Origin of the sequence: Rhodocaloribacter litoris (assembly GCF_011682235.2) — a bacterium.
In the GTDB taxonomy this organism is placed as follows: Bacteria; Bacteroidota; Rhodothermia; order Rhodothermales; family ISCAR-4553; genus Rhodocaloribacter; species Rhodocaloribacter litoris.
The window spans coordinates 925,104-949,689 of the sequence record NZ_CP076718.1 but is presented as its reverse complement, the minus strand read 5'-3'; the positions used below and the strand labels follow the sequence as shown (position 1 = coordinate 949,689).

Annotated in this window: 23 protein-coding genes; 12 read left to right on the top strand and 11 right to left on the bottom strand. The window is 67.8% G+C overall.

The window, feature by feature from the left end:
- Position 1: 1 nt before the first annotated feature.
- From GQ464_RS04020 to GQ464_RS04010, 3 genes are all read right to left on the bottom strand, one after another.
- On the bottom strand, positions 2–1,399 hold the full coding sequence (locus tag GQ464_RS04020) for an HTTM domain-containing protein (RefSeq protein ID WP_166980715.1): 1,398 nt from the start codon (positions 1,397–1,399) through the stop codon (positions 2–4).
- Positions 1,400–1,411: 12 nt separating this feature from the next.
- Positions 1,412–2,539 (bottom strand): imelysin family protein, encoded by a 1,128-nt coding sequence (locus GQ464_RS04015; protein WP_166980717.1) that lies wholly within the window; start codon positions 2,537–2,539, stop codon positions 1,412–1,414.
- A gap of 86 nt (positions 2,540–2,625) precedes the next feature.
- Entirely contained in the window at positions 2,626–4,083 is a 1,458-nt protein-coding gene (locus GQ464_RS04010; RefSeq protein WP_166980719.1) for a DUF4856 domain-containing protein, read from the bottom strand.
- Positions 4,084–5,091: 1,008 nt separating this feature from the next.
- Here GQ464_RS04010 and GQ464_RS04005 point away from each other — a divergent pair.
- From GQ464_RS04005 to mnmA, 6 genes are all read left to right on the top strand, one after another.
- On the top strand, positions 5,092–6,012 hold the full coding sequence (locus GQ464_RS04005) for a cation diffusion facilitator family transporter (RefSeq protein ID WP_166980721.1): 921 nt from the start codon (positions 5,092–5,094) through the stop codon (positions 6,010–6,012).
- 71 nt (positions 6,013–6,083) lie between these two features.
- Positions 6,084–6,539, top strand: a complete 456-nt coding sequence (locus GQ464_RS04000) for an RrF2 family transcriptional regulator (RefSeq protein WP_228350576.1) — start codon at positions 6,084–6,086, stop codon at positions 6,537–6,539.
- A gap of 36 nt (positions 6,540–6,575) precedes the next feature.
- Positions 6,576–7,955: an FAD-dependent oxidoreductase gene (locus GQ464_RS03995; RefSeq protein ID WP_166980723.1), complete on the top strand. Its 1,380-nt coding sequence runs from the start codon at positions 6,576–6,578 to the stop codon at positions 7,953–7,955.
- 111 nt (positions 7,956–8,066) lie between these two features.
- A complete protein-coding gene (locus GQ464_RS03990) occupies positions 8,067–9,017 on the top strand; it encodes a CBASS cGAMP-activated phospholipase (protein WP_166980725.1) in 951 nt (316 codons plus the stop codon).
- Positions 9,018–9,122: 105 nt separating this feature from the next.
- Positions 9,123–9,590: a hypothetical protein gene (locus tag GQ464_RS03985; protein WP_228350575.1), complete on the top strand. Its 468-nt coding sequence runs from the start codon at positions 9,123–9,125 to the stop codon at positions 9,588–9,590.
- A 199-nt stretch (positions 9,591–9,789) separates the two neighbouring features.
- Positions 9,790–10,920 carry a tRNA 2-thiouridine(34) synthase MnmA gene (gene mnmA, locus GQ464_RS03980; RefSeq protein WP_166980727.1) on the top strand — a complete coding sequence of 377 codons (1,131 nt, stop codon included), beginning with the start codon at positions 9,790–9,792 and terminating at the stop codon, positions 10,918–10,920.
- A gap of 112 nt (positions 10,921–11,032) precedes the next feature.
- On the opposite strand, the gene GQ464_RS03975 is transcribed toward mnmA, so the two are convergent.
- The 3 genes from GQ464_RS03975 to GQ464_RS18695 all read right to left on the bottom strand — a co-directional run bounded on the left by GQ464_RS03975 (position 11,033) and on the right by GQ464_RS18695 (position 15,296).
- Positions 11,033–12,382 carry an IS701 family transposase gene (locus tag GQ464_RS03975; RefSeq protein ID WP_166982011.1) on the bottom strand — a complete coding sequence of 450 codons (1,350 nt, stop codon included), beginning with the start codon at positions 12,380–12,382 and terminating at the stop codon, positions 11,033–11,035.
- A gap of 91 nt (positions 12,383–12,473) precedes the next feature.
- Complete coding sequence (locus GQ464_RS03970; protein ID WP_166974592.1) at positions 12,474–12,881, bottom strand: HEAT repeat domain-containing protein; 408 nt, start codon at positions 12,879–12,881, stop codon at positions 12,474–12,476.
- A gap of 165 nt (positions 12,882–13,046) precedes the next feature.
- On the bottom strand, positions 13,047–15,296 hold the full coding sequence (locus tag GQ464_RS18695; RefSeq protein ID WP_166974594.1) for a PIG-L family deacetylase: 2,250 nt from the start codon (positions 15,294–15,296) through the stop codon (positions 13,047–13,049).
- 310 nt (positions 15,297–15,606) lie between these two features.
- Between GQ464_RS18695 and GQ464_RS03960 the strand changes: the two genes are divergently transcribed.
- From GQ464_RS03960 to GQ464_RS03950, 3 genes are all read left to right on the top strand, one after another.
- The gene (locus GQ464_RS03960) at positions 15,607–15,855 is read left to right on the top strand and encodes a DUF4258 domain-containing protein (protein WP_228350574.1); all 249 of its coding nucleotides are present in this window, start codon (positions 15,607–15,609) and stop codon (positions 15,853–15,855) included.
- A complete protein-coding gene (locus GQ464_RS03955) occupies positions 15,852–16,064 on the top strand; it encodes a DUF2283 domain-containing protein (RefSeq protein WP_166974599.1) in 213 nt (70 codons plus the stop codon). Before GQ464_RS03960 ends, GQ464_RS03955 begins: the two co-directional genes overlap by 4 nt.
- A gap of 122 nt (positions 16,065–16,186) precedes the next feature.
- On the top strand, positions 16,187–17,266 hold the full coding sequence (locus tag GQ464_RS03950) for a M42 family metallopeptidase (protein WP_166974602.1): 1,080 nt from the start codon (positions 16,187–16,189) through the stop codon (positions 17,264–17,266).
- Between the two features lie 6 nt (positions 17,267–17,272).
- Here the strand turns inward: GQ464_RS03950 and GQ464_RS03945 are convergent, their stop codons facing one another.
- Together GQ464_RS03945 and GQ464_RS03940 are read right to left on the bottom strand one after the other, a co-directional pair.
- Complete coding sequence (locus GQ464_RS03945) at positions 17,273–17,905, bottom strand: DNA-3-methyladenine glycosylase family protein (protein ID WP_228350573.1); 633 nt, start codon at positions 17,903–17,905, stop codon at positions 17,273–17,275.
- Positions 17,906–18,024: 119 nt separating this feature from the next.
- Positions 18,025–19,587, bottom strand: a complete 1,563-nt coding sequence (locus GQ464_RS03940) for a glycerol-3-phosphate dehydrogenase/oxidase (RefSeq protein ID WP_166974605.1) — start codon at positions 19,585–19,587, stop codon at positions 18,025–18,027.
- 178 nt (positions 19,588–19,765) lie between these two features.
- Between GQ464_RS03940 and GQ464_RS03935 the strand changes: the two genes are divergently transcribed.
- On the top strand, positions 19,766–20,314 hold the full coding sequence (locus GQ464_RS03935; RefSeq protein WP_166974608.1) for a hypothetical protein: 549 nt from the start codon (positions 19,766–19,768) through the stop codon (positions 20,312–20,314).
- Positions 20,315–20,329: 15 nt separating this feature from the next.
- Here GQ464_RS03935 and GQ464_RS03930 read toward each other — a convergent pair whose 3' ends face one another.
- Complete coding sequence (locus GQ464_RS03930; RefSeq protein WP_166974611.1) at positions 20,330–21,589, bottom strand: exo-beta-N-acetylmuramidase NamZ family protein; 1,260 nt, start codon at positions 21,587–21,589, stop codon at positions 20,330–20,332.
- A gap of 51 nt (positions 21,590–21,640) precedes the next feature.
- The gene (gene ndk / locus GQ464_RS03925) at positions 21,641–22,069 is read right to left on the bottom strand and encodes a nucleoside-diphosphate kinase (protein ID WP_166974614.1); all 429 of its coding nucleotides are present in this window, start codon (positions 22,067–22,069) and stop codon (positions 21,641–21,643) included.
- A 236-nt stretch (positions 22,070–22,305) separates the two neighbouring features.
- On the opposite strand from ndk, the gene GQ464_RS03920 reads away from it, so the two are divergent.
- On the top strand, positions 22,306–22,917 hold the full coding sequence (locus GQ464_RS03920) for an IMPACT family protein (RefSeq protein WP_166974617.1): 612 nt from the start codon (positions 22,306–22,308) through the stop codon (positions 22,915–22,917).
- A gap of 9 nt (positions 22,918–22,926) precedes the next feature.
- On the opposite strand, the gene rnhA is transcribed toward GQ464_RS03920, so the two are convergent.
- Positions 22,927–23,364: a ribonuclease HI gene (rnhA, locus tag GQ464_RS03915; RefSeq protein WP_166974620.1), complete on the bottom strand. Its 438-nt coding sequence runs from the start codon at positions 23,362–23,364 to the stop codon at positions 22,927–22,929.
- Between the two features lie 186 nt (positions 23,365–23,550).
- Between rnhA and obgE the strand changes: the two genes are divergently transcribed.
- Positions 23,551–24,570: a GTPase ObgE gene (gene obgE, locus GQ464_RS03910; RefSeq protein WP_166974623.1), complete on the top strand. Its 1,020-nt coding sequence runs from the start codon at positions 23,551–23,553 to the stop codon at positions 24,568–24,570.
- Positions 24,571–24,586: the final 16 nt, after the last annotated feature.

Genomic DNA, 24,586 nt, shown 5'->3' with positions numbered 1-24,586 from the left:
GTCAGCGGTGTGTCAGCCAGCTTTCTTCACGACCGGTGAAGGGCAGGATCCACGTTTTGGGGCGAAGGTCCCGCTTCACCTCGGTCAGATCGACGCCCGGGTCGATCATCAGGCGACTCTTGCGGCCGTTGAGGGTGACGTGGGCTTCGACGGTGATCTCGACGTCCTCGATGCCCTGCCGCCGGTATTCCTCCTCCAGGAAGTGGGCGAACTGCAGGATCATGTCCGGTTGCGTGGACATCATCTTTTCCTGGTAGGGGGTCAGGTAGGCCCAGTTCGGCACCTCCCATCGCCTGCCGGTAGCGGGATCGTGGACGCGGAAGACGGTGTACCCGGCCTTTTCCATGAGCATCACACGCCAGGAGAAGCGGTAGCCTTCCTCGGTCCAGAAGAGGTGACCGGGGTAGAGGATCGACCGCAGGGGGATCAGGATCTGGAGGGCGAAGTGCAGGCCCAGCAGGACCGCCAGGGCGAGGGACGCACGCCGCCCGGGGCGAAAGGACACAGGAGCCCGGTCCGCCGCGCCGCGCACCAGCACGCCCGCACGGCGGCGGGTCATGAAGCGCCAGATCGTTTTTCCCCCCGCGATGAGCCGCTCGTGGAACGAGGCCGGGAAGAAGATGAGCGTGCACAGGATCATGATGTAGGGGAACATCCCGATCTGGAACAGGAGGGCCGTCGTCAGATGGAAGGCGAGGACGGCCAGGTAAGCCGCAAGGCGCGTCCGCTTCCACAGCAGGAAGAAGACGATGGTGAGGTCATACAGGGCGCCGGCCCAGCTGAACACGTAGGCGGTCAGGGGTTCGTCGAGCAGGGGGCCGATCAGGGGCAGGTGGGCGTGGGCGGGCAGCCAGAGGCGCAGGGGCAGGGCTTCGAAGAGCCAGTCGGGGTTGAGCTTGGCCAGCCCGGCATACACATAGACCAGCCCGAGTTGCAGCTTGAAGATGCCCGTTGTCCAGGCGGGCACGGTATCGACCCGCAACGAAGGCCGGCGCCGGACGTCCAGCGAAAAGGCGCGGTGGGCCGGCACCCAGATGAGCAGGAAGCTGACGATACTGACGAAATAATAGTGGTTCAGGTAGTTCGTCTTGTCGATGAGCTCGACGTAGGTGAAGGAGAGGAAGAAGAGGACGGCGGCGAGCCGGTAGTGCCAGCCCAGCATGATCCCCAGGGCGGCCAGGCCCATCAGCAGGAAGAGGGCATACATTCCGGCTTCCCCGAGCGGCCGGACCCAGTCGAACCCGTAAAACGTGAAGTAGTACGTGGGTTTGACGTAGAGCGCGTGGATCCAGCCTTTCAGGGCGAAGCGGAGGATGCTCACCGTCATGATGAAGCCGAAGAGCACCCGGAAGACGGCGAGCGGTGCGATGGACGTTTGCGCGGTGACGTACTTTCGCATGCGTACGACCTCCTAATCGCCGTCGTTGTCCTGGAAGGTGATGGTGATGCCGAGCACGGAGGTCATGTCCGCCTTCAGCAACACGACGACGTCCTGCAGCTCGGTGAAGGCGGTGAGGACCGGCTCGAGGTCGGACTCGATCTGGGTGGAGAGGGGGTCTTGCAGGGCTTCCAGGGCGGCGATGGCCTCGTCCAGTTCGGTCGTGATCTGGTCGGCCAGCGTCTCCGCGCCCAGAAAGCGCAGGTTATCGTCCAGGCCCGGGCCTTCGGCGCCGCTCCGGCTGTTGCCCAGGAAGAGCCGCCGGGTTGCCCGTACGCCGGCCACGGCCAGTTCGGCCGAGTAGCCTCCGTAGAAGGCTTCGGTCGATCCGGGGCGGGGCACGCCGGCGCTGCGGACGCCGGCCGGGATGCCGATCTTGCCGTCCCGGATGAAGCGTTCGTAGTGGAGGATGAACGCGTTGACCAGCATGCCCAGCGCGCTGCCCACGTCCGTGCCGGCCTTCTCCGGGCTCAGAAACGTGCCGATGTAGTTGCCGCCGTCGGCGTGCCATGCCTCGAAGGTGGCGTCGGTGGCCGCCTTGATGAAGGTGACGTTGTCCTGCAGGTAGGTCATCCGGCCGGAGGCCTGTGCGTCGTTCGTGTACGCCGCCAGGATCTCCTCATCCGTGGAGCCGGGGCCGTAGAGGAGGTAGGCCAGGGCCGGAAACCCTACCGCCGCCCGGTTGTCGATCGTGCCCAGGACGTAGTTGCCCGAAGCGATGTTGGCCTCGATCTTCGCTTCGTCGGCCGGGTAGGTGTTCAGCGTGGCGCGGAGCGTTACGGATTCGGCGGGACCGAACTGGAACAGGGCGGCGTCCTGCCAGGCCAGGCGTGCGGCCTTCAGGCGTTCCCGGAGCGCCGCAAGGTTGGACGCCGTCGGGTTGCCGGCGAAGGTCGTCGCCGCGGCCTGCAGCGCGTCCACGGCCTGCTTCAGGGTCTCGTAGGCGGGAAGGATGATGGTCCGGCCGTAGTTTTCGAGCATGGCCGAACGATCGAACGTTGCGTCCGGCGGCGGCTCGGACGTCGAAGGGCTGCTGTCGCACGAGGCGAGCAGCAGGATACCGGCCAGGACGAAGGGGAACGGGTGCGGACGTATGTTCATCGCGTGGGACATGATCAAACCGGGATGGCGTGAGGCCGGACGGGCACGCCGCCCGGCCTCACGCCGGATTCAGCGGGCAGGGACGCCTACAGATCGTCCTGAACGGGGGCGAGCTCGGGGTAGATCTCGACCAGGGTGGCTTTCGCCTCGTTCAGGCCGGCGGACGTGACGTTCCAGAAGTTGCCGCCGGCGCCAAACTTCTCCTCTTTGATCGTTTCGATCTGTTCCAGGGAGATCTTTCGGCGGGGACTGTACTTCAGGGCATTCACGAACGCCCAGGCTTCGGAGAGGGTGTGGAACGCCTCACCCGTCTTGCCCTCGTCCAGGTAGCCGAGCGTCAGGTTGATGTAGTGCACGGCCGTTGCGGCGGCAACCAGTTCGTGGTATGCGTAGAGGACGTTGCGCTGTGCGTCCCGGGTGACCGGATCGTTGTTCACGATCGCCGCGCGTCCTTCCTTGTAGGCGTCCATGAGGATCTTGTTGGTGCCCAGCAGGCCACCGGCTACGTTGTCCACCACGTTCGAGTAGTGGCTCCAGAAGCGGAGCTCACCCCTGCGGGCCTCCGGCCAGGGGGAGGTGAAGTCCGGCGGGGCATTCCAGTAGCCGAAGGCCTCGTCCCAGTGATGCTCCATGGGCGTGTAGTTTTCGCCTTCGACCAGTTCCACGTTCTCGACGCCGTTGCCGACCCGGCTGTCGGTGAGGTAGACGTTGTAGATCTGGTTGTAGAAGACGGCTCCCATCAGCCCCTTCTCGATCAGCTGGGTGAACTCCCGGCCGTTTTCGTCGACCAGGATGGTGTTGCCGCTGTTCTCGCGGACCAGGAGGCCGGCCGTGCCGTTCGAGGCGGTGATCCCCGCCTGGCCCCGCTCACTGGCGGCGGCGGCACGGGCGAAGAGGTTCTCGAAGAGCCGGGCGTCCAGGTCGGGGGGGAAGGTTTTGTCCTTCAACTGCCGGTCGGAGGTGAAGGAGAAGTGGCCGCCCCCGTTGCCCCCCGTGTTCTCGAACATGTCGAGCAGGGCCTGTTCGGAAAGGAGCTCGCCCCGGTCACCCTGTGTCAGGTAGGCTTTCATCTCCTGGAGCATGTTGAGGCGGTCGGTCTGGCCGGGGAAGGAGACCGTGGAGGCCCCGTTGCGGGTGAACGTGTACGTTTCGGGTGTCTCGATCAGCTTGCCGGTGACGACGCGCGCCGTGATTTGCGTTTCCGCCCCGGCCTGGTCGGTCAGCGTGAACAGCAGGACGAACTCCGTACCCAGGGTTGCCGAGGCGGGGATGGTAAAGACGTAGGTGAGTTGCTGTTCGGTCGCGCCCGCGTCGACGTCGACCGGCTGCGGCGTGTCGCCGTCGACCGAGACGGTGAGCGCCTGGATGCCGGCCTCGGCACGAAGGGTCAGGGGGATCTGAACATCCGTGCCGCGCCCGCCTTCCACCTGGAGGGTGTCGCCGTCGATACCCGGCCGGCCGGGATCGTTGCTGTCGCAGGCGCTCAGGCTGATCGCGGTGGCCAGGAGCAGCGCGTAAAACGGATGCCTGGAAAAGGTCAACATCGGGTGGATGCGTTGGTTGCGTGAGACAGGCTTTATTTAGACCGAATATAAAAAACGAGACAGCGGTTCGCACCGGGGGAGGCGGTGATTCGTATAAAGAGTGTGCGAAGTCAAAAATGCCGAGGGATTCAGCTCGCTCAAGATCCCCGGAGCGCTCCAGCGAATGAATCACTGATGTTACGCAGTAGGCGACGAAGCCGTCACTTTGCTTCCCTTTCGCTTCGTGGCAGGCCCCTCGACCAGGGAGAGGGCGACCCCCATCCCCCCTTCGGGGCCCTTCCCCCTGCAGGGCCGCCGGGGGCGGCCAGGGGGAAGGGCTTGTATTGGCACGACGCGGTCTGAAAAGTCCCTCCCCATGCGAAGGTTGACAAGGGTAGGTATTCACAGAAAGTGGCTTTTGAGACCCATAGAGCCCTTTCGATCTGTCATCCCCAACTTGATTGGGGATCTAGAAAACTGAGCCTACGGACGGGCGTCCCGCCTTCGCGGAAACCGGAGGCTTCCGCAGGAACTGACGATGTCTTGTTCCTGAACGTGGTCTACAGCGGAGGTCGTGGTTATGGAGGGCATGGCTGCCTTTGCGAACGGTCCACATGTAGCCGCGGATCTGGACGCGTTGCGCGTCCCGGGACGCGTTGCGCGTCCCGCCGGCCCGGGCTGCCCACGTGTAGCCGCGGATCTGGACGCATTGCGCGTCCCGCCGGCCCGGGCTCTCCTGTGGGCCATGGGGCGCACCCATAAAGGGTGCGGCTACATTGCGCTGCACAACGACGCCTTCAGCAGCATGGACCAACGCTATATGAAAACCTACCCCTGTCAACATGCGAAGGGGAGGTATCGCGAAGCGACGGAGGGGTCGTCCTGCTATCCCACAGGTTTCAACTGCGTAACATCAGGGAATCATTTTGAGCGCTGTTCGATAAGAGGGGTAGATTTTGTGAGCGTGGAAGACTTCACCTGCCCGAGCAGCTGTCGATCGTGCCTGTCCGTGACGCCCGAAAGGTTGCCATGGCGGCCAGTCTGGCCGTTTCTTTTCTGATGCTGGCGGGCAAGATGACGGCCTATTTCATCACGGGCAGCGCCGCCATCCTCTCGGACGCGGTGGAGTCGGTCATCCATCTCTTTGCGACCGGGTTTGCCGCCTTCAGCCTGTGGTACGCCGTGCGCCCGCCGGATGCGGGCCATCCTTACGGGCACGGTAAGATCGCCTATTTCTCCTCCGGCTTCGAGGGGGGACTGATCCTGATCGCGGCCGTGACCATCCTGTACTCGGCGGTTCGGGCGCTGATCGAGGGGCCGGCGCTGCGGCAGCTGGACGTGGGCCTGTGGATCCTGGCCGGGCTGACGCTGGTCAACCTGGGGCTGGGGCTGGCGCTGGTGTACGTCGGGCGCCGGCACCGGAGCCTCGTGCTGGAAGCCAACGGGCGGCACGTGCTCACAGACATGTGGACGAGCCTCGGCGTGCTGGCCGGCGTCGGGCTCGTCGCCCTGACGGGCCGCACCTGGCTCGACCCGCTGGTGGCCGTCGCCGTGGCGGTGAACATCCTGTGGACCGGCGTGCGGCTGGTGCGGCAGGCCGTCTCCGGCCTCATGGAGGCCGCCGACGCCGGCGACACGCAGAAGATCCTGTCCGTGCTCGACCGGGCCGTGGCCGACGGGCTCATCTCGGGCTATCATCAGGTCCGGCACCGGCGGGTGAACGACCAGCGCTGGATCGAATACCACCTGCTTTTCCCGGAGACGCTGAGCATCACCGAGGCGCATGACCGCTCGCACGTGGTCGAAGCCGCCATCGCCCGGGAGTTCGAGGGGGCGGAGGTGTTCGTGACGGCGCACCTGGAGCCGGAGGCCCATGCGGCCGCCCATCCGGAGGACCACACCGAGCCCGCCGACCCGCTGCGCGCCCACCTGGCCGACCCGGGCACGTGAGCCGGAAAAAGCGTACCTTGCCTCCGGCGACAACGGACGCATAACGCCTACGCCTGCTGGATCGAAACACGATGCTGCTATCGAAGAGCGCCGAATACGGGCTGCGTGCCACCCTCTACCTGACGGCTCTGGAACCGGAGGGCTACGTCGCCATCCGCGAGATCAGCAAGGAGCTGGACATCTCCTTTCACTTTCTCACGAAGATCCTCCAGAAGCTGACGGAGGCCGGGCTGATCCGTTCGTTTCGGGGGCCGAAAGGAGGGGTCGCCCTGGCGCGGTCGCCCGACCGGATCACGCTCTACGACATCGTCGTCGCCATCGACGGGCCGGAACTGTTCACCGAATGCGTGCTCGGCCTGCCCGGGTGCGGTGAGCACCGGCTCTGCCCGCTGCACGACGCCTGGCGCGTGGAGCGCGGGCGCCTGCAGGCGCTCCTGACCGGGACGACGCTGGCGACCCTGGCCGCCCGTATCCGGGAAGAGGGGCTCCGGCTGGCCCCGGGCGCTCCGGTGCCCCCGGAGGCATGACGCCGGCGTCCTGACCGTTTGCAGCCTGCCCCTGCCATGCCCGCGCAACGCATCGCCGTCATCGGAGGAACCGCCGCCGGACCGGCTGCCGCCGTCGCGGCCGTCCGTGCCGATCCGCGGGCCGAGGTCGTGCTCTTCGAGCAGGGACCCCACATCTCCTACGGTGCCTGTGAGATTCCGTACTACGTGGCCGGCACCATCGACGAGGCCGAGCGGCTGGTGCGGCTCACACCCGGGCGCTTCGAGCAGACCCGCGGCGGCACGGTCCGTACCCGGCACCGCGTGCTCGCCCTCGACCCCGCCCGGAACCGGCTCACGGTCGAAGACCTGGCCACCGGCATGGTGCGGCAGGAACGGTTCGACAAGTTCATCCTGGCCGTCGGCGCCCGGCCCCGTCGCCCCGCGCTCGACGGCCTCGAGGCACCGAACGTTTTCGCCGTGCGGACCCTGGAGGAGGCCGTCGACCTGCGGGCCTACCTCGACGCCCACCCCGTCCGGCACGCCGTCGTCCTGGGGGGCGGTTACGTGGGGGTCGAGATGGCCGAGGCACTACGGGCACGCGCCGTGCGGGTGACCATCCTGGAGCCGGGGCCCGGTGTGTTGCACGCCTACCTGGACGCGGCGCTGCGCCCGCTCGTCGAGGACGCGTTGCGGCGGCACGGCGTCGTCGTGCGGCGCGAGCGGGCCGTCGGGCTCGATCACCACCCGGACGGCATGGTGCGCAGCGTGCGGACCGACCGCGGCGAGCACATCGGCTGCCAGCTCGTCCTGCTGGCCATGGGCACGGAGCCCAACACGGACCTGGCCGCGGCGGCACGCCTCCGCCTCGGCGAGACCGGCGCGCTGGCCGTCGACGCACAGATGCGGACCAACCTGCCCAACGTCTGGGCCTGCGGCGACTGCGTGGAGGTCGAGCGCGTCGTCGACCGGAAGAAGGTGTACGTGCCGCTCTCGCCCACGGCCTTCCGCACGGCGCGGGTGGCCGGGCACAACGCCGCCCGCCGGGGACGCGGCCTCCCGAAACAGTTCCCGGGCATCGTGGGGGCGTCCGCCGTGAAGGTGTTCGGCCTGGAGGTGGCCGCCGCCGGCCTCCGCCCGGACGAGGCCCGGGAGGCCGGCTTCGACGCCTTCACCGTCACCATCCGCCACTGGTCGCACGTGCCCCTCTACCCCGAGGCCCGGCCCGTCCACGTGCAGCTCGTCGTCGAACGGCGGCGGGGGCGGCTGCTGGGGGCCGCCTGCGTCGGCGAAAAGGGGGCCGCCCTCCGCGCCGACGTGCTCGTACCGCTGATCTGGGACGGCTGGACCGTCGACCGCATCCGCGACCTCGACCTGATCTACACGCCCCCCCTCGCGCCTGCCCTGGATCCGCTCATCGTCGCCGCCAACGAGGCCGCCAAAACGGTTCGTCCCTGAGCTTCCGGCAAAAGACCGGGTTGCAGGTGTCGGCGGGGCGGGTTTAATTCCCTGCATCGACACCTCTCCTCTTTCCATCCCTTCACCCTTCCATTAACCGGGGCGACGTCTATGGCAACCTTTCGCATTCTCTCTCTCGACGGCGGGGGCATCCGCGGCCTGCTCACGGCCGTGCTGCTCGAACAGCTCGACGCCGCCGTGCCCGGCTGGCGCCGCCACACCGACCTGATCGCCGGCACCTCCACCGGTGGCATCATCGCCCTGGGGCTGGCGCACGGTCTCAGCCCCACCGACCTGCGCGCCCTCTATTACCAGAAAGGGAAGGACATCTTCTACGACACCGCCTTCGACGACATACGGGACCTGGGGCGGGCCGTGGGCGCCGAGTACGACAATCGCTACCTCCGCCGGGAGCTGGAACGCATCTTCGGGGACGCCACCCTCAGCACGCTCGGGCAAAAGGTGCTCATCCCTGCCTTCGACCTCGACAACGAGGATCCCGAGCCGGACAAACGTACCTGGAAGCCCAAGTTCTTTCACAACTTCGGCGGCCGTGACAGCGACGGCGCGGTGCGGGTTGCCGACGTGGCCCTCTACACGAGCGCCGCCCCCACCTATTTCCCCACCGTCGACGGCTACATCGACGGCGGGGTCATCGCCAACAACCCGAGCATGGCGGCGCTGGCGCAGACGCAGGATCGCCGCGCCCGCATCATCGGGCGTCCCACGGTCGACGACGTGGTGCTCCTCTCGATCGGCACCGGCACCGTCCACATGGTCGTCAAAGGGGAGCGCCTCGACTGGGGCTATACCCAGTGGGCCCGCCCGCTGGTACAGATCCTGTTCGAAGGGGTGACGGGGATTGCCGACTACCAGTGCCGCCAGCTCCTCGGCGAACGCTACCGGCGCCTCAACCATGTCTTCCGCAGCACCGATGAGATCGAACTGGACGACTGGAAGGCGCGGGACCGGCTCGTGCAGATCGGGGAGGAGACGATGAAAGAGGAGGTGGCGGCCACGGCCCGGTGGCTCGAAAAGTACTGGCAGGAGACGCCGGCATGACGACCCGGATTGCCTCCTGTGGGTGGGAGGCGGGAGCGACGTGGCCGGAACGGAGGCTGTGCCGCTGCGTGGAAATCCCCCAGGGGGGAGACGGAGAGCCGGCAAATGATGAACGTGCGGATACGACGGAGCTTCGGGGGCGTGATGGCGTTCCTCGCCGGGTTCGCCGTGGCGGGTCCTCTCCTCGCGCAGCCGCGTACCGCCGGCGAGTGGGCCTGGAAGCCGATCCTGATGCACGAGGGCGTCAGGTTCGAGTACCTCTTCTATCCGGCGGCCGACAACTTCAACAACGGCGTCGTCGTCAAGCTGACGAACACGAACGACCATCCGGTGGCCTACCGTTTCACGATCATCTTCCGGGCCGAGGGGGCCACGCACGAGGAATACGTTGAGGGGCGCCTGGCGGCGCGTGAGATCAGGACCGGGGACGCCGCGGGGCTCTTCTGGGTGCCCTTCCGGGACGGGCGCAGCATCGGCGAGGTGGGCCTGCGCGGTTTCCGCGTGACACCCCTGCCGGAAGGGGCGGGCGGGCGAACACCCTTCGAAACCCGGAACCCGGAGTCTGTACATTGAGCCTGGCGCCGCCATATCCGGTCAGGGCACGCGGAGGGGGCTGCGGGACACGTCACGCATCCAGGGACTGCCCTCTTTTCAGGTCGAAAGACATCGGTTAACCGGATCTTCCCGGAACGCCGTTCGGCGCCTGCCCGTTGAAGCCGCACGCCGGTAAATCCGGTTTTTTCCGGAGTTTTTGGGATAGAAAGAGCGGACGATGAGCAGGCACGGGCGCGTACTGGTGGCCATGAGCGGCGGCGTAGACTCGTCGGTGGCGGCGGTGCTCCTGCGCGAGCAGGGGTACGAGGTCGTCGGCATCACGATGAAGACGTGGGACTACACCGGCAGCGGCGGGCGCACCGGCAAGGAGGTCGGCTGCTGCACGCTCGAGTCGATGAACGACGCCCGCGCCGTCGCCCTCAAGCACGACTTCACCCACTTCATCGTGGACATTCGCGAGGAGTTCGGGGACTGGGTCATCGAGCGCTTCACGGAAGAGTACCTGGCCGGGCGCACACCGAACCCGTGTGTGCTCTGCAATACGCACATCAAGTGGGCCGCCCTGCTGCGGCGCGCCGATGCGCTGGGATGCGACTACATCGCCACGGGGCACTACGCCCGCCTCCGCCGCGACGAGGCCACGGGCCGGTACGTCCTCATGAAGGGCCTCGACCCCAACAAGGATCAGAGCTATGCCCTCTGGGGGGTGGCCCAGGCGCACCTGGCCCGCACGATCTTTCCGCTGGGCACCTACGAGAAGCCCGAGATCCGCCGCATGGCCGCCGACTTTGGCCTCCTCCGCGTGGCGGACAAGCCGGACTCGTACGAGATCTGCTTCGTGCCGGACAACGACTACCGCCGCTTCCTCCGGGATCGGGTACCCGGTCTCGGCGAGCGCGTGGCCGGCGGCCCGTTCGTCCTCCAGGATGGCACCGTCGTCGGGCGGCACGAGGGCTACCCGTTCTATACCATCGGCCAGCGCCACGGGCTCAACCTGGCCCTGGGCTATCCCGTCTACGTCACCCACATCGACCCGGCCACGAACACCATCACGGTGGGGCCGCGGGAGGAACTCTTGCAGCAGCGCCTGACGGCCCGGGGGCTCAACCTGATCAAGTACGACAGGCTGCACGAGGAACGGCCGGCCGTCGGCAAGATCCGGTACAAGGACGAAGGCGCGCCCTGCCTGGTCCGGCAGACGGGCGACGACGAGCTCGAGGTGCATTTCGCCGAGGCGCGCCGCGCCATCACGCCGGGACAGGCCCTCGTCCTCTACGAAGGCGAGGACGTGCTCGGCGGCGGCTGGATCCACACCGTCGGCGAGGCAGCGACGGTCCGTGACACCTAGACCGGGCGCCGGGGTGCAGCGCGTGTTGCGTGGGGCCGGCACCCCCACAGAAAAGCCCGGCACCGTCGCCGGCGCCGGGCTTTTCCCGTGTATGCTCAGCTCGACTTTGTCCTTATGCGGCATAGGCCAACGTGCTGGTTAGCCGCTCAAACAAGGGCCTTGGGATTTTCAACATTTCGGTTCGCTCATGCGACATCGGAAAATCCATAGCTCGCCAGAGCACCATCCGTACGCCGGCCAGCGCGTCACTGAAGGTCGGATGGGGTTTGTCGTACCATGCGCTCCGAGCCACGGTCAACTCCCCCTCGGCATGCAGGCGATCGGCCATCAAGGCAACCAGCGAGAAGAGCCCCAACAGACAGGGCGTCGTGCGCAGGATCGCCGGATCGGACCACTGACGCTGCGTCTCAAACCCGAGGTGGCGACGCACTTCCTCGAAGGTCACCTCTACCGACCAGCGCCGAACGAACCACGTAAGTATGTCTACGGCGCACGCCTGTTGATCCGTGCACAGAAACCCTTTCGGCTCAAGGCGTCCGGCCGGATCGCGCACGAGGACCCACCGCAGCGGTACGACCGGCAGGCCGCTGTGGTACCAGAGGGCGCATCCGGTAGCCACGTCCACCTCGTAGGCTTCTCTTCCATACCACTGGCTCACCTGGAAGCGTCGCCACGCGGTCTTTTCGTCCGAGAGGATCTCGTGCAGCGAAGGCAAGCGTCGGCCCTTCTTCCGGGGCCGTCCCACCTGACCGGGCTTGCGCGGCGGAGCCGGCTCGTAGAGGGCCGCGTCGAGTCGCAGGCGCGTCACGACGGTGACGTGCTCGCCTACAGCGGCCAGAAACTCAATCGCCGAAAAACTGCTGTCCGCGGTGACAACGATTGGCCGGGCGGGCAGCCAGCGCTTCAGTTGCAACAGCATCTGCCGCGCCCAATCGGTCAGCTTCTTATGCTGCTTTCCAGCTTCGGTATGATAGCGTTCGCTGGGACAGAGCACCGTCAGAAACGGCAGCGCCCAGACCCGCTCAGCCCAGGGGATGCGCGGCAGGTACATCAACGAGAGCCAGCGCAGCCCGCTGGCCTTGACGAAGTGGCCTCGGCTCGAACGTACCGGGTCGCGGTAGATGCCCTTGGCGTTGATCTTGACCCCGCGCCGGCGTTCGATGGTCTCGTCGATGCCAAAGACCAGCGGCCCCTCGTCTGCACGATCATGGAAGGTCTCGATGAGCATGGTCAGCAGGATCTGGGCCGCCCGGCGGGCCGACCACGTGGCCCGATTGAGCACGCGGTGATAGTTCTGGAATGTGGTGAGCGCACTCAGCCCCATCACGCGCAGGGCACTGGCCACTGTACGGCGACCCGGTGCGAGGATCGCCCCGGCCACGAGCACCTGAGCGTGCTGAAAGACGGACTTGGAGAACAGCGGCCGGAAGGCTATCATGAAAGCAGTAAACGCGGGAGGCATCGTAGGCACCGGTCATCCCTTTGGGCGAAGAGATGATCAGCTTACGGTGGCCTCCCCGTTTGCGTCAAATGGACAAAGTCGAGCTCAGGGGTTAGCGTCTTTCGAGGTCGGCCAGGGCGAGCAGGGTCGCCCGCCGGACGACGGGCGAGCGTTCCTTCCGGACCAGCTCGGCCAGGCGCTGCGTGCCGTACTCGTTGTCGAGGGCATGCAGCGCCGACAGCGCCATCAGCCGGTAGGACGGATCCTGATCCCGCCCGTAGATCTTCAGCAGCGGGTCGACGGTGGCGCTGAGGTCGAGGTCCGGCCGGTGCCGGTCGAGCTCGACGATGAGTTGCATCGCCGCGGCGCGGATGCCCGGGCTCTTCGACGAGAGCGACTCTTCCAGCTGCCCGGCGATGTTCGCCTCCCAGACCGGCGGGAGCCGATCCTGCGCCCATGCCGCCGGCGCTGCCAGGAGTGCCAGCGACAGCACGCCGGCCTTGAACGAGAAACGTTTCATGAGACCCTCCCAGGATTGGTGATCAGGGTACTGCCGAGACCGTGATGATCTCCGGGGCCTCTCTACGGTGGCTTTTCCGGGAGGTTTTGCGCCGGGTGATAACTTTAAGTAAAGGAAGCGCTTGCGGAAGCGGTTCCTCCCGGGAAAGCGTTTCCGCATCTTGCCTCACTCCGACCCGGCCGCCGGGAGGGAGCGCCCGTCGACGAGGGGGAGGCTGAGCATGTTGGCGAAGAAGGCGTAGACGCCGGGGTGGTAGTTTTTCAACTGGCGGTACCAGACGAGGGCGGTATAGAGGTAGGTGCCCGTGCCGTAGGAGGCCAGCAGGGTAGAGCTTCGCAGCGGCGGCTCGCCCGGATCGCTCATGGCGAACAGCTCGGTGTAGGCGGGGTCGTACCGGCCGGGGAAGTAGAGCCCGCGTTCCTGCACCCAGCCCTCCCAGACCGTCCCGGTGATCTCGTTCGGGCGGTGGAACAGCGGCAGTTCGGGATGGAGGACGGTCACCGGGGCGTCCTCACGCGTGACGCGGTCGCGGCTGAGCACGAGCGGATAGGGGGCGAAATGGCCCGGATTCTTCCGACCCGGGACGAAGGGGTCGTCGGCGTCCGGGTTCCACTCGAACGTCTTCTGGTAGTTGACGATGAGGTGGCCGCCGCGCCGGACCCATTCGAGGAGGCGGTCGTTGTGGGCGCGGAGGTCGGGGCGGACCAGGTAGGCGCGGATGTCGACGACGATGGTGTGCAGGTCGTCGAAGTCGCCGTGGGCCAGGGCCAGCGAGTCGAGCAGGACGTGTTCGACGCCGAGTTCGGTGAGGGCCTGGGTGAGCGTGTTGTCGTAGCTCTGCACGACGCCGACGCGCAGCCCTTCCGGTACGGCGACATCGAAGACGCGCCCCGGCAGCCGGGCCCGGGCCGGCTCGACCGGGAGGAGGGCCGGGGCGATCCGGGCGGTGAAGGTGATCGTGTAGTCTCCGGGGGCGAGGCCCGCGGGCAGGCGGAGCGTGAGCGTCGTGTCGGCCCGGCCACCGGCGGCGGGGGCGAAGGTCGTTGCCGTCTGCCCGATGACGGCGCCGTCGTCGTCGCGTGTGACGGTGGCTTCGAGTGTCAGGTGCCGGGCCTGCGGGTCGAAGACGCGGGCATGCAGGGGCAGGTGGTTCGTGCCGGGATGCAGGTGCACGGCCTCACGGGTTGCTTCCACGTGGACGGGCGGGGCGATCTCCAGGGGCAGGTAGCCGGCCGCCAGCAGCGTGTCCGCCCCGGCGGCGTAGAGCGCGTAGACGACCGGCGGGTGGTTCGTGAAGCGGGCGTACTGGTAGACCTTTTTCGGAACGGTCGGGGTGGCGCCGGGGTCGAGCCGGAGCGTGAGGGTGCCGGGCGTGCCGCCGTCGAGGTGGAGGGTGGTGTCGGCGGCGCCGGTGAAGACCCAGCGGAGGCGTCCTTCCGGCAGGCTGCCGGCCTGCCAGCGGAGCCTGAGGTGCTGGCCGGGGACGGCGACGTCGTCGTCGAGCGTGAGCGTTCCCGCCGGGAGGGAGGGGACGCGGCCCGCATCGATGAGGTAGGTCAGATCCGGGCGGGCGGCGGTGTTCGGCGCGAGGTTGCCGGCCAGGTCGGCCGGGTCGAGCGGGGCGTCGGTGGCCGAGCGGAGGAGGACGAAGTAGGCGGCGTCGGTGCGGAGCCGGTCGGCAAAGAGGCCCATGCCCTGCGAGGCGTGTTCCTCGATGGCGGCGATGGCCCGCTCGTAGTACGGCCGGCCCGTGGCCGGGTCGGTGGTGCCCACGGGCACGGCCACGTCATAGGCCCCGTCGGCCGGGCCGCGCCAGAGGCGGAGGAAGAGCCGCTTCGGCTGCCACAGGTCGACGCCCTCCTCCCGGAGCTGCTCGGGGTGGTACGACGGGTCGGCGGCCAGCGCGAAGGCGTCGTAGGCGGCGAGGCCGACGGCCTGATGCTGCCCGTGCTGCCGCCGCGGGCCGACGGTGACGGTGTCGTGGTTCGTGAAGAGGACGTCCGGCTTGAGCTTGCGGATCAGGTAGACGAGGCGTGCCGTCACGTGATCCCGCCCGCCCCACTGCTCGAACGCCTCGTCCGCCTGCTTCGAGAAGCCGAAGTCGTAGAAGTTGAGGAAGAAGACCTGGGTGCCCAGGTGGCGGGCGGCCCGCTCCGTCTCCTCGGTGCGGAGGGCACCCAGCGCCTCGTACAGCTCCGGCCCGATCTCGTTCTGCCCTCCCTCGCCCCGGGTGAAGATGACGCTGTAGGCGACGGCGTTCTTCGCATGGCGATAGTACGTGAGCGTGCGACCGTCCTCGTCGTCCGGGTGGGCGGCCAGGTTCATCACCACGAGCGGGGCATGCGGCTGCGCCCGGACCGTCAGGGACCCGGGGACCAGCAGGAACAGGAGCAGCAGACGGCAGAACGGTTTCATGAGCGGCGGGAGATGGAACGGGGATTGGCTTTTTTCGTCCGGTGTGCGATCCTGTGTCGTGCCGGCCGGCCCGTTGCCGGGCGGCGCCACCGTCGATCGTCAACCACACCGTAACGTTCCATGACCGACGCCGATACGCCGTTTTTGTTCGATCTGATCCCCGGCCGTCGCGTCGACGTGTGGAACCATGCCGGCCCCTGCGTGCGTATCCCGGCGAGCGCGATGGACCGGAGTGCGGGTTCTGGTGGAAGGCGGGCCCGTCGTGCGGGAAGGAGACGATGCGCAAGCAGGAAGACCAGAGGTCGCTGCGGTGGATTACGTTTTGACCAGGCACTGCCAGGATGCACTGGCAAAGCGTCAGATCCGGCTCGCCTGGCTTGAACGGGCATTACGCGCACCGGAAACGACAGAGCCTGACCCCGTAGACGATGAACTGGAGCATCGTCTGGTGCGTATTCCGGACTTCGATGGTCGCGTTTTGCGGGTGATCGTCAACGTCAGAAAAACGCCACCCCACGTTGTGACGGCGTTTTTTGATCGCAGGAGGACATTTTTATGAAACTCAAGGTGGATCAGCAGGCGGACGCGCTGTATTTGACGCTGAGTGAAGCGCCGGCGGCCCGGTCTGAGGAAATCGCGCCCGGTATCGTGCTGGATTATGACGAGCAGGGGCGGGTCGTCGGCATCGAGATGCTGTATCTGTCCAGGCGGGCGCCCGATCTAGACGTGCAGCGGCTCTTGTTCGAGACCGTGCGCGAGGTTGCCTGAAGCGGAGGCTGCGCACGGCCCGCGTGTTACCGCATTTCCCTGGGGGTGCGATCCTGTGTCGTGCCGGCCGGCCCGTTGCCGGGCGGCGCCACCGTCGATCGTCAACCACACCGTAACGTTCCATGACCGACGCCGAAAAGCAGTTTTTGTTCGATCTGATCGAGACGCCCAGCCCGTCCGGCTTCGAGGCGGCGGGGCAGCGGATCTGGGCGCGCCGTGTCCGCGCGGTGGCCGACGTGGTCGACAGCGATCATTACGGCAATACGTGGGCCATTCGCCACGGTGCAGCCGGGGAGCGGGCCCCGCGCTTGATGCTCGAAGCCCATGCCGACGAGATCGGCTTCATGGTGCATCACATCACCGACGAGGGCTTTCTGCACGTCGTTCGCATCGGCGGTTCGGACCGGGCCATCGCCCGGGGACGGCGCGTGCGCATCCTGGGAGACCGTGGCCCCGTCGTCGGGGTGATCGGCAACACGGCCATCCACATCCGGGACACGAAGGACGAGAAGGTGCCGGAGTGGCACGACCTGTTCGTCGACATCGGGGCGTCGAGCCGGGACGAGGTGCTGGCCCGGGGCCTGCGTGTCGGCCATCCGGCCGTCTATGCCGACACGGTGGAGGAGCTACCCGGCGGGAGGCTCGTCGGGCGGGCGCTGGACAACCGCGTCGGCGGCTTCATCATCGCGCAGGTGCTGGCCCGCCTGGCCGCCGCTACGGTGCCGCATGCCGCCACCGTGCTGGCCGTCAACGCGGTGCAGGAGGAGATCGGCGGCAACGGGGCCCGCATGGTCACCTACCGCCTGCGCCCGGACGTAGCCGTCGTCCTCGACGTGACGCACGCCACCGACTCGCCCGGCATCAACAAGGCCCAGCACGGCGACGTTCGGCTCGGCGGCGGCCCGGCCCTCACCCACGGCACGGCGAACCATCCGAAGGTGGTCGAGCGCCTTATCGCCGTCGCCGAGGCCGAGGGGATCCCGGTTCAGCATCAGGCCTCCTCCCGGTATACGGGTACCGACACCGACGACGTGTTCGTCTCGCGCTCCGGCGTCCCGAGCGCACTCGTCTCGTTGCCCATGCGCTACATGCACTCGCCCGTGGAGATGGTGGATCTGGCCGATGTGGAGCGGTGCGTGCGTTTGCTGGCCGCCTTTGCCCGGTCGGTCCGCGAGGAAGAAGCGTTTCGTGTGGAGATCTGACGGTCGTCAGACCGGTGCGGGCCCGTCGACGGCGCGCCACAGGTACCAGCTGGCGACGCTGCGGTACGGTTGCCATCGGGTTCCGTGGTCGAGGATGTGACGGGGTTCGGGCAGGTTGTCGAGGCGGTAGGTGCGCATGAACCCCCGGCGGATGCCCAGGTCGGTGGCTGGCAACACGTCGGGCCGGCCCAGCCGGAAGAGGAGGAACATCTCGACGGTCCAGCGGCCGACGCCCCGCACGCGGGTCAGCCGTGCGATGATGGCTTCGTCGTCCATGTCCTGGAGGGTATGGAGGTCCGGCACCACGCCTTCGAGGGTGCGGGCCGCCAGGTCTTTGACGGCGGCCACCTTGGCGCGGGACATGCCGGCGGCGCGGAGGTGCGCGTCGTCGCAGGCCAGGACGGCCGCCGGGGTGAGCGTCCCGCCGGGGAAGAGGGCCTGCACCCGCCCGTAGATCGTGCGGGCGGCCTGCGTGGAGAGCTGCTGGTAGACGATGGCCCGGGCCAGCGCTTCGAACGGGCTTTGCAGGGCGGGTCGTTCCAGCGACGGTGGCCCTACCCGCTCGATCAGCAGGGCCAGTTCGGGGTCGGCGCCGGCCAGCATACGGGCGGCTTCGTGGGGGTCGTAGGGAAGTGACACGGGCCAGGGTCCGGATGGTTGACGGTTAAGAAGCGCCGTGCTTGGAGGCATGGACATCGCTCCGTGCACTGCGCAGGACGCATCACGCGATACGTTTTCGGGCGTGCAACGGTTTGCCCTCAGGGCATCAGGTAGCCCCGGGCCAGCGTTTCATAGTCGGCGATCTGCCGGGCCTGCCAGGCTTCGTCGCGGCCGAGGGTTTCGGCCAGGAGGGCGGCCACCGTCGGGGCGGCCTCGATGCTGGCGCGGGCGTCGAGCAGGAGTGCGCGGGTGCGGCGGGCCAGCACGTCCTCGACTGTCCGGGCCATCTCGTGCCGGGCCGCCCACACGACCTCGCCCCGGCGGTAGGGCAGGCGGGGGTGCAGCGGGGTGTCCCAGCCGGCCCGCTCCTTGAGGACCATCTGCACGCCGGGTGCGTCCGCCCCGTACTCGGCCAGCGGCCCGAAGGCGGCGGTGTTGACGTGCCAGCCGTGCAGGTGAAGGGTTTTCGTCACACACGGGCGTTCGTCCAGGTGAGCCAGCACGGCCGCCTGGTCGATGGTGTCCTCGGCCATCTTGCGGTAGGTGGTCCACTTGCCGCCGGTGATGGTGACGAGCCCCGAGCGGGCGATGTGGAGCGTGTGGTCCCGCGAGATCTCGGCCGTTTCCGTCCCGTCGTTGCCGGTGTGCACGAGCGGGCGGAGGCCGGCGAAGACGCTCAGCACGTCGGCGGGGGTGGGGTCTTTCGTGAGGTAACGCACGGCGTGTGTCAGGAGGAAGTCGAGCTCTTCGGGCAGGGGGCGGGGTTCGAGGGAAGGGGCCTCGACGGGGGTGTCCGTGGTACCGATGACGACCCGGTCGTGCCAGGGGATGGCGAAGAGCACGCGCCCGTCGTCGGTCTCGGGTACCATGATGGCCGTCTCGCCCGGGAGGAAGGCGCGGTCGAGCACGAGGTGCACGCCCTGGCTGGGCTGGATCATCGGCGGGGCTTCCGGGTCGTCCATGCGGCGGATGTCGTCGGTGAAGACCCCGGTGGCGTTGATGACCACGCGGGCGCGGAGGGCATACGTCCGTTCTGTCTCGACGTCCTCGGCCGTCACGCCGGTGACCATGTCGTGCTCCTTCACCAGCCCCGTCACCCGCAGGTAGTTGAGGACCGTGCCGCCCAGGTCCACCGCCGTCTGGGCCATGTTGACGGCCAGCCGGGCGTCGTCGAACTGGCCGTCGTAGTAGATGACCCCGCCGCGCAGGCCCTCGGGTTCGATGGTCGGGAGCCGCCGGAGCGTTTCTTCCCGTGAGAGGTTGCGCGACTTGCCGAAGCCCTCCCTGCCGGCGAGCAGGTCGTAGAGCCGCAGGCCGATGCCGTAGAAGGGGCCTTCCCACCAGTCGTAATTGGGCACCACGAACGGCAGGTGGCGGACCAGGTGCGGGGCGTTCTTCAGGAGCCGTCCCCGCTCGCGCAAGGCTTCGAGCACGAGTGCGATGTTACCCTGGCGCAGGTAACGCACCCCGCCGTGGACGAGCTTCGTACTCCGGCTGGAGGTCCCCTTGGCGAAGTCGTGCTGTTCGAGCAGCAGGGCGCGGTAGCCGCGCGAGGCGGCTTCAATGGCGCAGCCGAGGCCCGTGGCCCCCCCGCCGATGATGATCATGTCCCACGGATCGTCGTTCTCCTCGATCCGTTTGATCATTTCGTCTCGGTTCATGGGCAAGGCGGTTGTGCGGTGGTGGTATCGAGTCGGCAGTCAACCTAGCGAACGGGCGGCCGCTCTCACCCGGCCAATCGTGCCGGCGGCGACGCAGCTTTCGGGGAAGATCGCTATTTTGGGCGGAACCAGAGATCGGGAGGCGGTCTCCCTGCCCCGTAACCCGCCGTGTTGAAGTATGGAAAAGCTGACCCTGGAGGTTTTTCGCCGGGTACTTACCCCGGAGCATATCCGGACGTTTCAGATCATCATGCTGGCCCTGGCGATGGGCGTCACACTGTTCGGCGTCGTCGTGCTGGTGCTCTACCTGGCGCAGCCGGTCGGGGAGCCGCCCGATGCCTCCGACGTGGAACTGATCCGGATGCTGACGCTCGGGCACGCCCTCGTGGGTGTGGCGGTGTATACCATGTCCGGGCGGGTGTATCGCCTGGCACTCGACCGGGCCACGCCGGCGGGCCCTGCGCCGCGTGTGCCCGCCCTGGAGGAAGCCGCCACGGTGCTCGGCCGTATGCGCGCCGCCGAGATCGTCCGTCTGGCCCTGTTCGAGGGCACGGCCCTTTTCGGGCTGGTCGTATGCCTGCTGGGCGTGACGAACGGGGTGATGCAGGCCTACCCGGTCTACTGGCTCAACCTGCTCTCCGCCGTGGCGATGGTCGGCTTCGTGGCCCGCAATTTTCCCACCGCCGAACGGCTCGAACGGGTCTTCCGGGCACATTTCGAGCGGTAGGCGGGGGAGCCGGCATCAGTCGTAGAGCAGGTAGGTCGCTCGCCGGGTGCGGAACGCCTCGACCTCGTCGGTCCAGGAGGCGGCGATGGCGGTGGCGGGGGTGCCGGCCGTGAGCATCGCGTGGAGCCGGTCGGTGCCGGCGAGCAGGTTGAGCCAGCGTGCGTTCAGGAAGTCGCCCCGCACGTCGTCCGGGGCCTGCCGGTACAGGGCTTCGAGCACGTGCAGGCCGGTGGTCACGGGTTGGAAGGTGGCAGGGTCGGTGAGGACGTAGCGGACGCCGTGCACCGGCACGTCCCGGTGTTTCGGGTTCGTCGCCATGCCGTCGATCGAGACGGGGGTGAACGTGACGGGCTCGAAGCGGACGCCGGGGAGGTGCCGGGCGTTGAGGGTGTCGGCCAGAGCGCGGGCATCGGCCCAGGGGGCCCCGATCTGTTTGAACGGCTGGCGGGTGCCTCGTCCCTCGCTCGCCGTCGTGCCCTCGATGAAGCAGGTGCCGGGGTAGATGAGGGCCGTCTCGAAGTCCGGGATGTTCGGGCTGGGGGGGAGCCAGGGGCGGCCCGTCGCCGGCCAGGTCATCGTGCGCTGCCAGCCGTCCATCGGGATGACGCGCAGGTCGAGCGAGTCCAGGCCGGGCAGCATCCGTTCGCCCCGGATCATGCGGGCGAGCTCACCCACCGTCAGCCCGTGTACGATGGGGATCGGGTACTGCCCGACGAACGAGGTGAAGCCCGCCTCGAGCACGAAGCCCTCGACCCGCAGGCCGCCGAGCGGGTTCGGGCGGTCGAGCACGAAGAAGGGGAGACCGGCTTCGGCGGCGGCCTGCATGGCCAGGCCCATCGTGGAGATGTACGTGTAGAAACGCGCTCCGACGTCCTGGATGTCGAAGACGAGGGCGTCGAGGCCGGCGAGCATGGCCGGGGTGGGCCGCCGCGTCTCGCCGTAGAGGCTGTAGACCGGCACGCCCGTGCGGGCATCGCGCCCGTCCTCGATCTTTTCTCCAGCGTCTGCCTCACCCCGCAGGCCGTGTTCCGGCCCGAAAAGCGCGCCGAGCGTCACGTTGGGCGCGGCGTGCAGGAGGTCGATGAGGTGGGTGGTGTCTACCCGGGCCGTATGGTTGACGATCAGCCCTACCCGCAGGCCGTCGAGGGGCCGGAACGCCTGCCGGGCCAGCACCTCCGCACCGGTTCGCACGGAGGGCGGCGTCTCCGGGGCCGGGGGGCCGGCGGCCGGGTTGCAGGCCAGGGCAAGGAGGACGAGCAGCGGGAGAGCACGCATGGGAAAAAACCGCCGGGCGGCCGGCTTGAACGACACGGGGGCCGTGCCCGGTCACGAGTTGGCGACGATCTCGTGTTCGGGGAAGAAGTAGTTGGCCTCCAGACGCCCGTTCTCGACCGAGTCCGAGCCGTGAACGATGTTCTCCCCCTTGTTGTCGGCGAAGGTGCGGCGGATGGTGCCTTCAGCCGCCTCGGCGGGGTCGGTGGCACCGATGAGTGCACGGAAGTCGGCCACTGCATTCTCTTTCTCGAGCACGATGGGGACGCAGGGACCGCTGGACATGAACGTCGTCAGGTCCTCGAAGAAAGGACGCCCGCGATGCACGGCATAGAAGCCCTCGGCTTCTTGCTTCGTCAGGCGGACCATCTTCATCGCGCGGATGGTGAAGCCCGCTTCCTGGATGCGGCGGATCACCTCGCCGATGAGGTTTTTGCGCACGCAGTCGGGTTTGAGGATGGCCAGGGTTCGTTCGACAGCCATAGGTCTCGTCACGGAAAGGTCGGTGTTAGGGGCAAGGGCTGGCCGGGCACGGCTGGCCGCATGATACGACACCGAACGGAAAGGGTGCCACCTGCCCGTGTTGAGCGTTCATGAAACGAGATTCCGGTATCGGGGTATGGAAAGGGCTCGGTCATGAAGCGGGACGGAGCGGTTGTGATGCAGCCGCGTTGCTTCATGTCCGGGATCCACGTGTTTGAGCACGGGAAGAAGTCTGGATGAAGGATATCTACCGTGTATTGCGCGGGCCGGCCCGGGTCGAGACCCGGGTTCGGGGTTCGCGTTTCATTGCCGAGGCGCTGCCGGTGACGGACGAAGCCGCCGCCGAAGCGGCCGTGGCGGCCGTGCGCCGGCGCGAGCATGGCGCCACGCACCATTGCACGGCCTGGCGCCTCGGCGTGGACGGGACGACGGTCCGGTACGATGACGACGGGGAGCCGGGCGGTACGGCCGGGCCACCCATCCTCCGGCAGATCCAGGCACGCGACCTGACGAACACGCTGGTGGTGGTCACCCGCTATTTCGGCGGCACGAAGCTGGGTACCGGCGGGTTGATCCGGGCCTACGGCGAGGCCGCAGCGGCCGCGCTCGATGCCGCCGGGGTGGAGGAACGCGTGTGCCGCCTTCCGGTGCACCTCCGGTTCGACTATGCGGATACCGGACCGGCGATGCAAGTGATCGGCCGTTTCGACGTGGAAGTGCGGGCTTCCCGGTACGCCGGGGATACGGAGTTGATCGTCGGCGTGCGGCGGTCCGAGGTCGAGCGCTTCGTCGAGGCGTTCATTGAGGCACTCAGGGGCCGGGGGGACGTCACGGTGCCGGCGGGGTGAGCCTCCGGTTCAGTGGAGGCTCTGCATGGCTTTTACGGCGAGTTCGTCGACCCGCTCGTTGAGGGGGTCGCCGGCGTGTCCCCGCACCTTGACGAACGTGACGCGATGCGGCGCCATCGCGTTCAGCAGGGCCTGCCACAGGTCGCGGTTCTTGACCTCCTTCTTGCCGGCGGTCTTCCAGCCGCGCCGGACCCAGTCCTTGATCCAGCCCTGGTTGAAGGCGTTGGCGATGTAGGCGCTGTCCGTGTGCAGGGCGACGTGACACGGCTCCTTCAGCGCCCGCAGGGCCTCGACGACGGCCCGCAGCTCCATCCGGTTGTTCGTCGTGTGGGGCTCGGCACCGGTCAGCACCCGCTCGTGCGGGCCGTACCGCAGGATGGCCGCCCAGCCGCCGGGACCGGGGTTGCCGCTGCAGGCGCCGTCGGTGTAGATGGTGACGCGTTTCAAGGGAGGAGGGAAGGGTTCGGAGGATCGGGAAACTACAAGCCGCCGTAGACCGGTGCCACCGTACACGGGGAATCCTCGGAAAGCTCTCGAAAGCGCCGGCCAACGACCCCGGAAAACCCGGCCGGGAGATGAGCGTAAGCGGGGAGCCGGGCGCGTGTGGCCCCGGAGCGCTTGACATGGTATGCGATGAAGTTTGTCGATTACGTTACGATCACGGTACGGAGCGGCAAAGGAGGGGCTGGTGCGGTTTCCTTCCGGCGGGCCCGCTTCCAGCCGAAGGGGGGGCCCGATGGCGGGGACGGCGGGGACGGCGGCTCGGTGCTCATCGAGGCGGATCCGCACCTCTACACCCTGCTCGACCTCCGGTATAACCGCCACCACTTTGCCGAGAACGGGCAGCCCGGCAGCGGGGCCAACCGGAAGGGGCGGGACGGGAAGGACATCGTGCTGCGCGTGCCGGTCGGGACGGTGGTCCGGGACACGAACACGGGTGAATTCATCGGGGAGGTGGTGGCGCCCGGGGAGCGGGTGGTGCTTGCACAGGGCGGGCGTGGCGGCAGGGGAAACGCCTTTTTCAAGTCCTCCACGCGGCAGACGCCGCGTTTCGCGCAACCGGGTGAGCCCGGCCGGGAGCGCGAGGTCACGCTCGAGCTCAAGCTACTGGCCGACGTGGGGCTGGTCGGGTTTCCCAACGCCGGCAAGAGCACGCTGCTCGCCACGCTTTCGGCAGCCCGGCCGAAGGTGGCGGACTATCCGTTCACCACGCTCGAGCCGGCGCTCGGGGTCGTTTCGGTGGAGGCCTATGCCTCGTTCGTGATGGCGGACCTGCCCGGCCTCATCGAAGGGGCGCATGAGGGCAAGGGGCTCGGGGTCCGCTTCCTCAAGCACATCGAACGCAACGCCGTGCTGTTGTTCGTCCTGCCCGTCACGTCCGAAGACCCTGCCGCGGAATACCGGGCGCTGCTGGGTGAGCTCGAAGCCTTCAACCCGGCGTTGCTCGGCAAGCCCCGCGTGGTGGCTCTTTCGAAGATCGACCTGTTGCCGCCGGGGGAGCGGGAGCACCGTGCGGCCGGGGTCCGTGCCGCCTTGCCGGATGCCCTGCCGGTGTTCCCGATCAGCGCCGTCGCCGGGCTGGGGCTGGAGCCGCTCCGCCGGGCCCTCTGGGAACAGGTCCGCGCCGTCCGGGAAGCCGGGGTGACCGGTTGAGGGAGGAACTCGCCGC

What these genes read in the sequence shown, in the direction of transcription:
- mnmA (WP_166980727.1), top strand. Translation starts at nt 9,790, where the DNA reads ATGAGCAGGCACGGGCGCGTACTGGTGGCCATGAGCGGCGGCGTAGAC.
- GQ464_RS03985 (WP_228350575.1), top strand. Translation starts at nt 9,123, where the DNA reads ATGATGAACGTGCGGATACGACGGAGCTTCGGGGGCGTGATGGCGTTC.
- GQ464_RS03950 (WP_166974602.1), top strand. Translation starts at nt 16,187, where the DNA reads ATGACCGACGCCGAAAAGCAGTTTTTGTTCGATCTGATCGAGACGCCC.
- obgE (WP_166974623.1), top strand. Translation starts at nt 23,551, where the DNA reads ATGAAGTTTGTCGATTACGTTACGATCACGGTACGGAGCGGCAAAGGA.
- GQ464_RS03930 (WP_166974611.1), bottom strand. Translation starts at nt 21,589, where the DNA reads ATGCGTGCTCTCCCGCTGCTCGTCCTCCTTGCCCTGGCCTGCAACCCG.
- GQ464_RS03955 (WP_166974599.1), top strand. Translation starts at nt 15,852, where the DNA reads ATGAAACTCAAGGTGGATCAGCAGGCGGACGCGCTGTATTTGACGCTG.
- GQ464_RS04020 (WP_166980715.1), bottom strand. Translation starts at nt 1,399, where the DNA reads ATGCGAAAGTACGTCACCGCGCAAACGTCCATCGCACCGCTCGCCGTC.
- GQ464_RS03935 (WP_166974608.1), top strand. Translation starts at nt 19,766, where the DNA reads ATGGAAAAGCTGACCCTGGAGGTTTTTCGCCGGGTACTTACCCCGGAG.
- GQ464_RS04000 (WP_228350576.1), top strand. Translation starts at nt 6,084, where the DNA reads ATGCTGCTATCGAAGAGCGCCGAATACGGGCTGCGTGCCACCCTCTAC.
- GQ464_RS18695 (WP_166974594.1), bottom strand. Translation starts at nt 15,296, where the DNA reads ATGAAACCGTTCTGCCGTCTGCTGCTCCTGTTCCTGCTGGTCCCCGGG.
- GQ464_RS04005 (WP_166980721.1), top strand. Translation starts at nt 5,092, where the DNA reads ATGGCGGCCAGTCTGGCCGTTTCTTTTCTGATGCTGGCGGGCAAGATG.
- GQ464_RS04010 (WP_166980719.1), bottom strand. Translation starts at nt 4,083, where the DNA reads ATGTTGACCTTTTCCAGGCATCCGTTTTACGCGCTGCTCCTGGCCACC.
- GQ464_RS04015 (WP_166980717.1), bottom strand. Translation starts at nt 2,539, where the DNA reads ATGAACATACGTCCGCACCCGTTCCCCTTCGTCCTGGCCGGTATCCTG.
- GQ464_RS03940 (WP_166974605.1), bottom strand. Translation starts at nt 19,587, where the DNA reads ATGAACCGAGACGAAATGATCAAACGGATCGAGGAGAACGACGATCCG.
- GQ464_RS03970 (WP_166974592.1), bottom strand. Translation starts at nt 12,881, where the DNA reads ATGAAACGTTTCTCGTTCAAGGCCGGCGTGCTGTCGCTGGCACTCCTG.
- GQ464_RS03990 (WP_166980725.1), top strand. Translation starts at nt 8,067, where the DNA reads ATGGCAACCTTTCGCATTCTCTCTCTCGACGGCGGGGGCATCCGCGGC.
- GQ464_RS03920 (WP_166974617.1), top strand. Translation starts at nt 22,306, where the DNA reads ATGAAGGATATCTACCGTGTATTGCGCGGGCCGGCCCGGGTCGAGACC.
- GQ464_RS03975 (WP_166982011.1), bottom strand. Translation starts at nt 12,382, where the DNA reads ATGCCTCCCGCGTTTACTGCTTTCATGATAGCCTTCCGGCCGCTGTTC.
- GQ464_RS03995 (WP_166980723.1), top strand. Translation starts at nt 6,576, where the DNA reads ATGCCCGCGCAACGCATCGCCGTCATCGGAGGAACCGCCGCCGGACCG.
- ndk (WP_166974614.1), bottom strand. Translation starts at nt 22,069, where the DNA reads ATGGCTGTCGAACGAACCCTGGCCATCCTCAAACCCGACTGCGTGCGC.